Below are 12,942 nucleotides of genomic sequence, written 5' to 3' on the forward strand. Positions count from 1 at the left end.
TCTCTTCTAATGATAGATGGAATTTGGTGGCTTGTCATATTGTTTGCCGTTATTGCCGCTTTATGGTTGTTGGCAAAGTCACGCGGCGTAAAAGTGGGTGAGACAATTCATAATAAATCGTCTAAAAGCGTGAAAAAACCTATTAATGACGACCTGCAAAAAACCTCCGTGCTGATCAAACAGTATTTTCCTGATTATCGAGTCACACGCAAGACCAATCACTTATTGCTCAGTAAACAAGATAGGAAAATTGCAATGATTACGATGGATAAGAAAATTGCTTCAGGTCAGCGCCTGTTGGGTAACGTGCCCGTGATTAATTATCATCGTGTGCCCAACCGTGCCCAGCTAGCAGCTAATTTACAGCAAGCAGAATAGGCGAGTGTTATAAGCGAAATGCCTATCATATAAGAAAACTATCTATCAATAGACGAGCACGCACGGCGAAATCCGCAAATATTTTGAGCGCGGAGTTGATAGATATTCAAGATTTAGGGTAATACTAAGGAAGGATGACATAAATATTGTAGATACAATGATTGGTGCGCTCGGCGGGAATCGAACCCACGACCCTCGGCTTCGGAGACCGATACTCTATCCAACTGAGCTACGAGCGCATAACAATGGCATACGGTATTATCAACATCATGCCTAAACGAGCGTTATGAGCAGTAAAGATGTCGAAAAATAAAGACCGCTTAGTCTAACAAATAAAATCCATAAAGCCAATGAATGAACACAGTGATTGATGTTTTTTAAGAAAAAACAGGATAGTCATTAAACAGGCATGGCAATCTACCTGCCTTTTCCCTTATAATGACAGGGAGAATTCATATTTATAATCACCGATTACAAGTGTGCTAGTACGCGGGCTGGCTGTTTGCTATTGATAACTATTTGGTTGTCAAAGGAGGACAAGCAGAATGTCTGAGCCGTATGAGCCTTTGTATATGTAATAAGAGAACGTGACGAATGAGAAAAGTAGTTATGTTATCGGCAGCTGCCATTCTAGGAATCGCTAGTATCGCGGTGAGCCAAGCTGAAAGTGTTGTAGACACTCCTGTAACTGTTTCTGATGTAGCAGCAGCGCAGGAAGTGGTAGCAAATGCGCCTGAGCAGTTGGGTGATGATACCCAAGCTGCTGCAGATACGACTGATGGCGAGGCACCTGCCGCAGAAACTGCTGCTGCCGCACCTGCGGTTGATGAAGAGCCTATTCCGCAAGATACGCCGCAAGTGCAAAAGCTGATTGCTTTGTATCCTAACTTAATTGCTCGCATTCAGCCAGTTGCTAAAGTGTGCTTTGAAGATGATGAAGTTTGTGATGTGACGGCACGTGCCGCTGGCCCAGCAGCGGGTGATGGTCCTCGTGATGGCAAAGCAGTATACAATGCCGTATGTCAGACTTGTCATGCTGCAGGTCTACTTGGCTCACCAATCTTAGGTGACGCTGGTGCATGGGGACCACGTATCTCCAAGGGTAAAGAAACATTATATACTCATGCTATCAATGGTTTTAACGCCATGCCTGCTAAAGGTGGTGCTGATATCCCTGATGAGGAAGTTCAAAACGCTGTCGATTATATGGTTGGTGAAGCAAGCTAATTGTATTGAATATCTGGCTAAGCCTTTTACCCTATATATCAGTGGAGCGCCTATTTCATTAAATGAGATAGGCGCTTTTTTAATGATGAGTATTATCAATACGGTACTTCTAAGGCATTACAGTTGAAATTCACCAACACTAGCCTCACTTTATGACACTACACAGTCTCTTCTGTCTATTCATATTCTAAAAACGATTTTACATAAATTTATAACCAATAAAGAGGTTTTCATGTCTGAGGTACCAGCACTTGCTATCCAGAATTTATCCAAAACCTATAGCAATGGGTTTTCGGCACTCAAAGATGTCAGTTTAACCGTCCCGCAAGGAGGTTTTTTTGCGTTGCTGGGGCCAAATGGTGCTGGTAAATCAACAATGATTGGTATTATTAGCTCGCTTTTTAAACCAACCACTGGCAGCGTAAAGATATTTGGCACCGACTTACTAGAGAATCCGTCTGTTGCTAAACAGTATCTTGGTATCGTCCCACAAGAGTTTAATTTTAATATGTTCGAAAAAGTCGAAGATATTTTGATTACACAGGCCGGTTACTTTGGCATTCCTGCCAAAGAAGCACGCCCACGGGCAAAACGATTATTAATGGCGCTAGGTCTGTGGGACAAGCGCAATAGCAAGTCACGTGAGCTATCAGGTGGTATGAAGCGCCGGTTGATGATTGCAAGGGCGCTGATTCATAAGCCAAAATTATTGATTTTGGATGAGCCAACCGCTGGGGTAGATATCGAGTTACGCCGCTCTATGTGGGAGTTTATGCAGCAGATTAATATCGAAGAAAACACCACGATTATTCTGACGACTCATTATCTTGAAGAAGCGGAGCAGCTGTGCAAACGCATTGCGATTTTGGATCATGGTCAGATTCGTATTAATACCGAGATGAAGGATTTGCTAGCGCAGCTATCGGTTGAGACTTTTGTTTTTGATTTGGAGACACCGCTTACGCGTCAATTGGTTTTGGCAGGAGTGACAGACACATCGCAGCCTGATGATCAGACGCTTGAAGTCACACTGACTGAAGGCGAATCGTTAAATGGTGTTTTTGACCAGTTATCTGAGCAAGGTATCACGGTAGCCAGTATGCGTAATAAAGCCAATCGACTAGAAGAGCTATTTATGCGTCTAGTAGACAAAAATATCCAAAGTGCAGACAGCATGAAGGAGGCAGGATTGTGAGTCAAGAAATGATAGATCCTAATAAAACCATGTCATGGAATAAAAAGTGGATTGCTTTTCGCACCATTTTGTTAAAAGAGGTTCGCCGAATTCTGCGTATTTGGCCACAGACCTTGCTGCCACCAGTTATTACGATGAGTCTCTATTTTGTCATCTTCGGTAAGATGATTGGATCGCGTGTGGGTGAAATGGGCGGCGTACCATATATGCAGTTTATCGTGCCTGGTCTCATTATGATGTCGATTATTACCAACAGTTACTCCAATGTGGTTTCGAGCTTCTTTAGTGCCAAATTCACCTCCAGTATCGAGGAGCTGTTGGTTTCTCCTGTATCCAAACATGCGATTTTGATGGGTTATATCAGTGGTGGTATCTTTCGTGGACTGGCCATTGGTATCATCGTCTCAATAGTCGCACTATTCTTTACTGATCTTGGCATTGAGCATTTATTTGTGACGGTATTTACGGTACTGGGTACGTCTATCTTATTTTCACTTGGTGGCTTTATAAACGCCGTGTTTGCTCGCTCATTTGATGATATCTCTATCATTCCAAGTTTTGTGCTTACGCCATTGACATATCTTGGTGGTGTGTTTTACTCGATGGAAAACTTGTCACCATTTTGGCAAAATATCTCGCTATTAAATCCTATCGTTTATATGGTGAACTCGTTCCGTTACGGTATTCTCGGTTATTCTGATGTGAATGTCTGGTATTCAATGGCCGCTATTTTTGTCTTCTGTACGGTATTCTATACCATCGCCTATCGTTTACTCAGTAATGGCTCACGTGTGCGCTTGTAGATTAGTTTGTAAAATGTAGCTTGTCACCTTATTATAAGAGTCCAACATTGTTGGGCTTTTTTTATGAAAATTTTTTTTGTCAGAAGTATGAGTAAGGCTTTTACAGCCACTTTATTGAGTACAATCACGAGCATTGCCATCGCAGCGCCACTTGCGGCAATGGATGATTATGATTGGGTCGTCATGGAGACGCCTGTAGATCCTGCAACGTATAAGTATGATTGCCATAACGACTACAAACATGAAACTTATGATGCGCTACAAAACTGTCTTTATAACTTGAGGGAAGATGCAGATAATGCGCTTAGTAAGCAATGGAATATCAGCGATAAAGTCTTTAGAGAGAGAAATGCCATTTATATCAAAGTCGCTAATCGGAAAAATCCACTAGTATTTGTTGACTACTCGAGCCCTTATGAGGAGGATTTCAATCCTTATTATTCGCTACAAGACTACGATAAATCACGGAAATTACTGACAATACATCAAAGATTTTATGAAGGAGAGAGCTTGACGCTAGTCAATTTAGCTACTGGGTTTTGGCAAGATTTTAGTCTCAGAAAGCTAAGTATCTCTCCTGATATGAGATATATAGTCGGTTTTGAAAGTGAAATGGGAGCGACGGAACACGTCAATATTTTGGAGCGACAAGATAGCGGTTACTATGAAGGCTACTATAAACAAGTCTATAGCAGTAGTGACGATTCAAAAAACTACGACAATCATAAAAAGTTTTATCAAGCAGATAAAGCACAGCAGGTTTATGATAGCGAAATCTTTACTTGGGTAAATGGTGATAAGTTTTATGCAGATTCTTTTTATAAGTTGAATGAAGCGGATTCAGCGGCTTTTAGAGTACGATATACCTTTATTAAAAATGCCTCAACGGATAAGTGGCAACTGTATGAAGGTAGTAGGTAAATGATCGCTATCTCTCATTGTATAAAGACGGCGTTGACTGTCGCGGGCCTATTTATATTGACCACAATAACAGCCTTAGATGCACAGGCAGCACCTTTAGCTTTAGAGCCATCGACAAATGAAGAGGTATGGATAAAAGTCCCTGCGCCTGTAGCCATAGACTGGTATGAAGACAGCTGTCGATACGATCATACTGAATATCGAACGTTTAAAGATTATGAAAACTGTATTTTTAAATCGTTAGCCCAAGCTGATAATGCACAAAGCCGAAAATGGGGCTTGAGTGACCGCGTTATTCGAGAAAAAGATACCATTTATATTAATACACCCAACCATAAGCAGCCATTAGTATTTAAGGATTATCTTGAACCGTTTGAAGAGGAACATAGCGCTCACTATGAATTGCAGTACTACGATAAAGTGCATCATTTATTACAGTTACTACATACTATGTATGAGACTCAAGCGACTGTCATTGTCGATTTAAACACAGGGCGCTGGCAAGAGCTGTATGCGTCCAATCTTAAGTTTTCTAGCGACATGAATCAAGTGGTAGGGTTTAATGGTAGGCAAGGTGTGACTAGAGATATTGTGATATGGGAGCGTCAAAAAGCTAATAATGACGGAGGCTATGCAACGGTGTTTAGTAGTGATGAATTATATGAACAAGATTATGATAGTGACAAAAAACATGAGGTGTACGAAGCGCGAGATATCAGTTGGACAAGCGATAATAAAGTTAACGTTGATTTTTATTACAGAGTCAATCCCACTGACACGGTAGCATTTCGCGTGCGCTATATTTATGCGGCTGATAATAAAGAGGGTAAATGGCAGAGAGTTTTACCTGATGCTAATACCAACGATTAAAAAACAATAAAAAGGTCTAGCTCTCATATGCAAGTAACTCTACCAGTAGCCACTGAAATTCGCATCTGTATGACGAGTGCAATACTGCTAATGCTGTCAATGCCAGCACAAGCAGACCTGCCCCAAGCGACGACGGATGACTATGTTTGGAAAGTACTAGACCCAGCCAGAAAATCAGATTACTTTGATAATGAGTGTGAATACGACAGTTTGGTCTCTTATAGGAAATGCCTTGAGATAAGCTTAGAGAAACATGATAACAAGCTTAGCGAAAAGTGGGGATTGGGCAACCGTGTTTCGAGAGAAAAAGATACGATATATATCAAAGTACCCAATCGAAGCTTACCGTTGGTTTTTCGTGATGAGCTGTTTGCTCCTGACGGCCAATCTCACTCTTATTTTTCACTATATGATTATGATGAAAAGAAACAACTGCTGTACTTGTTGAGAAGTTTTCCCGAAGTAGAAAGTACTGTACTTGTTAATCTCAAAACTGGATTTAGTCAAGAATTTGATGGTATCGATTTAAGTGTATCACCCAACAAAGAACGCATTACTACAGTAGAGGGTTATATAGATGAAGAAAATATTACGATTTGGCAAAAGCAGAAGGAGGGCGACTATCAGATTGTTTACGAGAGTGACCCCAGCGAATTAAAAGCGCATTTGGATTCTTATCAAAATCGAGACCAGAGACATAGTTTTGAAAATGTAGATATTGAATGGCGAAGTAAGAATAGTGTTTTAATCGATTTTTATTATCTTATCAATGAAACCGATGATACAGGCTATCGAGTACGTTTTAGCTTGGTCAAAAATGCTAGTTCATCAGAGTGGCAAATGATTCCCATAAAATAGCCCATTGCTGTAAAATGACTGGTTTTTATTTCATTATATTTAAGCATGAAAGGTAAGTAACTTATGAGTATTCACGGTATCTTGGGTGAGCAAACCACTGACTATCCAACCGAGTATAGTCCAGAGACCTTGTATCCTATCGCTCGCAGTATGGGTCGCGATGTCATTGGCTGGCAAGACGATAAGTTAATGGTTGGCATCGATTGGTGGCAGGCATTTGAGATGTCTTGGTTAAATCAACAGGGTATCTCGCAGGTTGCGATAGCACGCTTTGGTATTCCAGCCAGCTCGCCATTTATCGTTGAGTCAAAGTCACTTAAGCTCTATCTAAACAGTATCAACTTTACTGAATTCGCTAGTTGGAATGATGTGCAAGCGCTGATTGCTAAAGACTTATCAGCCTGTGTAAAAGCAGACGTGCAAGTTGAGTTGTTTGGCTTAAATGACGACTTGCATAATAAGACATCAGGATTATTGGTGGCTCAACCTGAGGGTGTTTGTATTGATGATGCCTTAGGAAATAGTACGGATAAAGTGGCATTGACGATGCACCCTGATGCGTCGCTATTGAGTGGTGATAAAACGGATGCTCATTCAGAAATCCACAGCGTGCAGCCCTATACTTTTTATTCTAATTTGCTACGTAGTAATTGTCCGGTGACCAATCAGCCAGATTGGGGCACGTTGGCGGTTTCGATTACCAGTAATAAAACAGTCGATGAGGCCGGAATGCTGCGTTACATCTTAAGTTTTCGTCAGCATAACGGTTTTCATGAGCAATGTGTGGAGCAGATATTTGCTGATTTGAGTCAATACTATGAGCCAAGTGAGCTGATGGTTCGCGCTTGGTATACACGCCGAGGCGGTATCGATATCAACCCTTGTCGCGTCAGTGATATCCGCTTAATGCCACAGCCAAGCCGCTTGATTAGGCAGTAAATAAATATTAATTTTTAGCTTTCATTGATGCGCGTTCTTTTCTATACTCAATAAACCTTATTTTATGAATATTGAGATGCAGTTATGAAGTTAAAAACCAGCTTTTTAACTGCTCTAGGGACTGCTACTTTGTCTCTAGCTACCTTGCAGTTGGCACAGGCTGCATTTGTGGAAAATCAATATAACTGTGAAAATGCTTATATGGAAGTGGCTTATGATTGTGGTAACGATGCGATTGTAGTCGAAAAAAATCGCCTTAATAAAATCTATATGAGCGTTTATCGTACTTTGAATAAGACACAACAACAGCAGTTGGATAAAGAACAGCGTATATGGTTAAAGATTCGCAGCGATAAGTGTGATTTTGACTACGAAGGTCCAATGAATAATTCTGTGGTATACGCTCAGATTAGCGCTAATGTTTGCACCGCTAATGAAACACAGAAACGTAGTAAGGCGATTGCCAAAAAATATAATATCAAATAACAATTTTCATTTTTTTAGAAGTAAAAAAAGCGCCTATCTTATTCACTAAGATAGGCGCTTTTTATGGTATAAGTTTTATGAATAAAACTATTTGCCGCTTACTTTTGCCATGACTTCTTCACGGCTGAGCATTTGCTTTTCTGTCTCACGGCGATTGACGTATTCGTACTTGCCTTCAGCCAAGTTACGGTCTGAAACCACGATACGATGAGGAATACCAATCAATTCAAGATCAGCAAACTTGACACCTGGACGCTCGTTACGATCATCAAGAAGCACATTGATGCCTTGTGCTTTTAACTCTTCATAGAGTGCCGTCGCTGTCTGCATGACGGTCTCTTCTTTTGACTTCATCGGTATGATAGCGACTTCAAAAGGAGCGATTGAATCATTAACCGTTGGCGTCTGTGGCCACATGATACCATTTTCGTCGTTGTTCTGTTCGATAGCAGCGGCAATGATACGGCTCACACCAATACCGTAGCAGCCCATCATTAGGGTCACAGGCTTACCATCTTCACCAGATACGGTAGCATTTAACGCTTGCGAGTACTTATCACCCAACTGGAAGATATGACCGACCTCGATACCACGTTTGATTTTTAGGCTGCCTTTACCATCAGGAGAAGGGTCGCCTTCCTGCACATTTCGTACATCAACGACACGAGTAATGCTCGCATCACGCGCCCAGTTCATACCAGTGGTGTGTTTATTGACTTCATTGGCACCGCACACAAAGTCTGACAAAGTTGCTGCCGAACGATCAACAAAGACAGGCATATCCAAATTAACGCCAATATAGCCTTTGTGCAGACCAGCAGCTTTCAGTTCTTCATCAGAAGCCATTGTCAGCGGTACATTGGCCTCTTCGATTTTCTCAGCTTTGATCGTATTTAGCTGATGATCACCGCGTAATACGATAGCGATAAGCTGTGGCTCATCATTTTCGGTATGACCATGGACGATTAACGTTTTGACCGTCGTTTCTAATGGTAAGCCTAAATGTTCAGCAACCATTTTACAGCTGGTCATATTTTCCGTCAGGACGTCTTCGCGCTCCATCTTCGGTGGCTGACGCTCAGCGGTGCTCACTGATTCGGCAAGCTCAACGTTGGCTGCATAATCAGAAGAATCAGAGAAGGCAATATCATCTTCGCCGCTGTCTGCTAAGACATGAAATTCGTGTGAAGCAAAACCACCAATAGAACCAGTATCCGCTTGTACCGCACGGAAATCTAAACCCAAACGGGTAAAGATACGCGTATAAGCGTCATACATATCATGGTAAGTCTTGGCGAGTGAGGCTTGGTCAACGTGGAACGAATAAGCATCTTTCATGGTAAATTCGCGTGCGCGCATCACACCAAAACGTGGACGAATCTCATCACGGAATTTGTTCTGAATTTGGAAAAATGTGATTGGTAGTTGTTTATAACTACGTAGCTCGCCTTGCGCCAGATTGGTGATGACTTCTTCATGTGTCGGACCTAACACAAAATCGCGATCATGACGGTCTTTGAAGCGCAATAGCTCAGGACCATAATCGTTAAAGCGTCCGGTCGTTTGCCAAAGCTCGGCAGGCTGGGTCATCGGCATGAGCACTTCTTGTGCACCAACTTCTTGCATCTCTTCACGAACAATACGTTCGACTTTTTGCAAGATACGTAGCCCCATGGGCAACCAAATATATAACCCAGAAGCAATCTTTCGAATAAGACCGGCACGCACCATCAATTGGCTTGAGGCGATATCGGCATCACTTGGGGTTTCTTTTAGAGTGGCAAATAAAAATTGACTGGCTTTCATAAATAAAGCGTAACCTTATCAACGATAAAATAAATAAGAAATAGTAGGATATTGAGCGTGTGCTTTGATGGCCGACGCAAGCTTACCTTTGTATCACTTGGTAATAGTCTAGGACATGCCTAGCTAAAAAGTACTGCGACAAACAGTACATGAATAGAAAGTGCGTTCATAAAACGCCTTACAAAAAGGCTGGAACTTTTCATTTTGCATTAAAACGTTGATGTTGGCAGCGTCATACTTTACGCATAAAGACCAGAAAAATAGATGTACGCCAACATTTTGCTTATACAATCCGACTATGTTAGGTAAAGTTAGCCTAAGACGCAATGACTTTTTGTTTTTTCAGACAGAACGTGACTTAAACGTGACTTAAACGAGCAAATGAGGTCACTACAACTCGATTATTCACCAGTTTTTAGGGTATTTATAGTAAATGGTAGCGCTAGTCATTATGTAGCGTATTGGTAGTTATTACTTGAAGTTGCTGCTCAAAAGTAGCATTTATCATTTAGACAGTTATTTGTTATACGTTTAATAAAAATAAATGATAAAACTCTGAGGGTGTTTATATGAATAATCCTGACAATCGATCTCCTGTTAATAATGATGCGACTAACTCACAAGCGAAAAAACCCATTGCGATGATGTCGTGGATGATACTGCTCATTAGTTTAGCAGCTATCGTCTTTGCTATTTATAGTGTGCAGAATATAACCAAGGAAGAGCCGATAGAAACCATCACTCGTGAAGGCGTGGTCACACAAATCCAAAAATTGAATCGTTTGGAAACGGTGGCGTTTAGTGTCGATACCGTCATTACCAGTCAACGTCCTGGCAGTTGGATGAAGCTGTGGCAAGACGAGCAAAAGGGTTTGTTTATCGCGCGTGGACGAGTGGAGGCGGGGATTGATTTAAGTGCACTTACCCCTGAGATGGTACAAGTGGTGCAGCCTGAAATTAACGTCGATGAGGTACAAGAAGCGGGTGCTAATACGCCAGTCTCAGTGATGCCGCAAATCAATATTACCATCCCACCATCAGAGATATTTTCGGTTTATCTAGACGATATCGAGATTTATGATTGGCAGACTGGTGCTTTTGGCATGATGCAAGTCGATCCAAAAATATTGCAACAAGCGCAAAGTATGGCAAAAAAAGAAGTACTCGAACGCGCTTGTCGTGGTGATGTCATGAATATGGCACTAGAAAATGCGCAAACCCAACTGCAACAGCTATTTTCGTTAACTGGTGCAGTAGTGACGGTAACGACTCAAGGTGCAGGCGCGTGCAAGATGCCAGTAAAATAATGCATACATAATTTTATTAGAGCCATAGACTAGATAATCATACATTAGCTTATTAATTGGAAACACTTAAAGTAACGCCATTTATATTGTATAGTAGAGCTTATCTATTATTCATAGTGAACTTATGAATTTCGTTGATAATATAACACTACATAAAAAGGTGGCGTATATGACAACTCTTAATAATAAACCGTCTTCTAAGCCTGAACGTCAGCTTAATAAGCGCCCTAAAGCAAAGGAGTCGCTTTCTTTTGCGACATGGGTGCTGTTAATTATAAGCTTCACTCTACTAGCCTATGCCTTATACATTATCCAAACTCGTATCTTGTAAACTCTAGCTGATACTAGTAAGGGTAGATAATGTAAGTAAGATGCCATAGCTGAAATTCTTAGTAAATTGAGGTTTTAGTGTTGATGTAATGCGTTACTGTTTTTTAAATTCAGCAATCACTAATTGGCGAGCCGCTTTATGTTCGACCATCGGTAATGGGTAATCAATATCAGCAAACTTACCGCCCTTTGTCAGTGCTTGACGCATTTTATCCTCGCTATGCAAGATGCTGGCAGGAATGGCTTTTAGCTCAGGCAGCCACGTCTTGATAAATTCGCCATCGGTATCGTGGGTTTTGGCTTGGCTAAAAGGGTTCATAATACGAAAGTAAGGTGCAGCATCGGTACCTGTTGAGGCGCTCCATTGCCAACCCCCATTATTGGACGAAAAGTCACCATCTATCAGCTGCTGCATAAAGTAGCGCTCACCTAAGCGCCAATCAATCAATAAATCCTTGGTCAAAAACATCGCCGTGACCATCCGCAAGCGATTGTGCATAAAGCCCGTCGTATTCAGGCAGCGCATTGCCGCATCGACTAACGGCACGCCAGTTTTACCTATGCACCATGCTGCAAAATCGTCTTGATTGTATGACCAGTTAATTTTGACATCAGTCTCATGTTTATACGCTTGATGGCGAATCAGCTCGGGCTTATAGTCTAAAACATGACGATAAAAGTCACGCCAAGCCAGCTCGCTTATCCAGCGGTTAATGTCATTATTATCAGTGTTGTCAAAGCTATCCCCGCTATCTAAGGTGTCTCCGTCATTCCCATGTAATTCTCCCAGTGCTTTGCTTAATTGTAGGGTAGCTTGTAAGTAGCAAAGTCTGGGGCTGATTGCGCCAATAGTCAGGTAGGCAGATAGCTGACTGGTCGCATGTAAGCTTGGTACATCACGGCTCACATCGTAGTTATCAATATCATCAGCGATGAAGTCCTCTAAACGCTGGCACGCCGCCGTTTCGCCAGCAGGGTAGGCTGCCCGAGCGTGCTCAAGCTGTACGTCTATATCCATGGGCTCTAATAAACCAGCATTTTGCAGTGCCTTTTGATAATCTTCGACTACTTCTTTAGTTACTCTTTCTATATCTTCGATAGTAGCACTGGCGTTTGAGACTTCTAGTTTGACTTTAGTGTTGCCATTTATGGCGGATGCCTCATGCATTTGTATGGTGCTGATATCCAAGGTATGCCGCCATTTTTTATAAAATGGGGTAAACACCTGATACATGCTGTCATCGTTCGTGGTGATGGTTTGTGGTGGCAAGATACATTGATCATGCCAGCGGACAAATTCTATATCGTTGTTTGCAAGCTGTTTGGTTAATTGCTCATCACGCTTAATCTCATTGCCTTCGTACTCGTGATTTGCCATCACAGTGCTGATCTGGTTCGCGCTACAGATATCTAGCATCGCCTCAACACAGTCAGTAAAGCTTGGACAGAGCTGTACTGTTAAGTGGATATTTAATTGCGTTTGTAGGTCTTTTGCGAGGATAGGCAAGGTGCGTGCGATATGGTCGAGCTGTGTCAGCGACATGTCATGGGCTTGCCATTGTTCAGGCGTCACGAAGTAAATAGCGCTTACTGAGGCGTTATCCGCATTTGCCTGCTCGCAAAGCGCAGCTAGCGCGGTATTATCATGAACTCGCAGGTCACGACGAAACCACATTAAATAATGCTCTGGGTTTACGCTATTGGCATCGTCGCTATTGTTGACGTTGCTTGTTTCGGTGCTATCTGTGTTATGAGACGTTTCCGCCGCCGTTTTAGACATTCAACTATCCCTCTATTAATCAATCGCAATCATAAACAAAAC

At 41.8% G+C, this 12,942-nt stretch carries 13 protein-coding genes and 1 tRNA gene; 11 read left to right on the plus strand and 3 right to left on the minus strand.

All coding sequences use genetic code 11. The annotated features are described in order from the left end of the window. Nucleotides 1-9: 9 nt before the first annotated feature. Nucleotides 10-378, plus strand: coding sequence for a hypothetical protein (locus Q6344_02740; protein WLG14285.1), 369 nt, complete (start codon nt 10-12; stop codon nt 376-378). A gap of 162 nt (nt 379-540) precedes the next feature. On the opposite strand, the gene Q6344_02745 is transcribed toward Q6344_02740, so the two are convergent. Continuing rightward, nucleotides 541-617, minus strand: a tRNA-Arg gene (locus Q6344_02745). Nucleotides 618-972: 355 nt separating this feature from the next. On the opposite strand from Q6344_02745, the gene Q6344_02750 reads away from it, so the two are divergent. The 8 genes from Q6344_02750 (at nt 973) to Q6344_02785 (ending at nt 7,677) form a co-directional block, all read left to right on the plus strand. Then, nucleotides 973-1,605 (plus strand): c-type cytochrome, encoded by a 633-nt coding sequence (locus Q6344_02750; protein WLG14286.1) that lies wholly within the window; start codon nt 973-975, stop codon nt 1,603-1,605. A gap of 232 nt (nt 1,606-1,837) precedes the next feature. Beyond that, nucleotides 1,838-2,800 carry an ABC transporter ATP-binding protein gene (locus Q6344_02755; protein WLG14287.1) on the plus strand — a complete coding sequence of 321 codons (963 nt, stop codon included), beginning with the start codon at nt 1,838-1,840 and terminating at the stop codon, nt 2,798-2,800. A gap of 29 nt (nt 2,801-2,829) precedes the next feature. Continuing rightward, nucleotides 2,830-3,603 (plus strand): ABC transporter permease, encoded by a 774-nt coding sequence (locus Q6344_02760; GenBank protein WLG15123.1) that lies wholly within the window; start codon nt 2,830-2,832, stop codon nt 3,601-3,603. Between the two features lie 63 nt (nt 3,604-3,666). Further along, nucleotides 3,667-4,524, plus strand: a complete 858-nt coding sequence (locus Q6344_02765; protein WLG14288.1) for a hypothetical protein — start codon at nt 3,667-3,669, stop codon at nt 4,522-4,524. Next, nucleotides 4,525-5,394, plus strand: coding sequence for a hypothetical protein (locus Q6344_02770; protein ID WLG14289.1), 870 nt, complete (start codon nt 4,525-4,527; stop codon nt 5,392-5,394). It begins immediately after the preceding gene. 27 nt (nt 5,395-5,421) lie between these two features. Beyond that, nucleotides 5,422-6,252 (plus strand): hypothetical protein, encoded by an 831-nt coding sequence (locus Q6344_02775; protein ID WLG14290.1) that lies wholly within the window; start codon nt 5,422-5,424, stop codon nt 6,250-6,252. A gap of 63 nt (nt 6,253-6,315) precedes the next feature. Next, nucleotides 6,316-7,191, plus strand: a complete 876-nt coding sequence (queF, locus tag Q6344_02780; protein WLG14291.1) for an NADPH-dependent 7-cyano-7-deazaguanine reductase QueF — start codon at nt 6,316-6,318, stop codon at nt 7,189-7,191. A gap of 84 nt (nt 7,192-7,275) precedes the next feature. Next, the gene (locus tag Q6344_02785) at nt 7,276-7,677 is read left to right on the plus strand and encodes a lysozyme inhibitor LprI family protein (protein WLG14292.1); all 402 of its coding nucleotides are present in this window, start codon (nt 7,276-7,278) and stop codon (nt 7,675-7,677) included. A gap of 87 nt (nt 7,678-7,764) precedes the next feature. On the opposite strand, the gene Q6344_02790 is transcribed toward Q6344_02785, so the two are convergent. Continuing rightward, nucleotides 7,765-9,483, minus strand: a complete 1,719-nt coding sequence (locus tag Q6344_02790) for a proline--tRNA ligase (protein WLG14293.1) — start codon at nt 9,481-9,483, stop codon at nt 7,765-7,767. Nucleotides 9,484-10,052: 569 nt separating this feature from the next. Between Q6344_02790 and Q6344_02795 the strand changes: the two genes are divergently transcribed. Together Q6344_02795 and Q6344_02800 are read left to right on the plus strand one after the other, a co-directional pair. Next, nucleotides 10,053-10,790: a DUF4230 domain-containing protein gene (locus Q6344_02795; GenBank protein ID WLG14294.1), complete on the plus strand. Its 738-nt coding sequence runs from the start codon at nt 10,053-10,055 to the stop codon at nt 10,788-10,790. A 169-nt stretch (nt 10,791-10,959) separates the two neighbouring features. Next, a complete protein-coding gene (locus Q6344_02800) occupies nt 10,960-11,121 on the plus strand; it encodes a hypothetical protein (GenBank protein ID WLG14295.1) in 162 nt (53 codons plus the stop codon). Between the two features lie 93 nt (nt 11,122-11,214). On the opposite strand, the gene Q6344_02805 is transcribed toward Q6344_02800, so the two are convergent. Further along, nucleotides 11,215-12,900 carry an FAD-binding domain-containing protein gene (locus tag Q6344_02805; protein ID WLG14296.1) on the minus strand — a complete coding sequence of 562 codons (1,686 nt, stop codon included), beginning with the start codon at nt 12,898-12,900 and terminating at the stop codon, nt 11,215-11,217. Nucleotides 12,901-12,942 lie beyond the last annotated feature (42 nt).

The organism is Psychrobacter cibarius (assembly GCA_030686115.1).
In the GTDB taxonomy this organism is placed as follows: Bacteria; Pseudomonadota; Gammaproteobacteria; order Pseudomonadales; family Moraxellaceae; genus Psychrobacter; species Psychrobacter cibarius_C.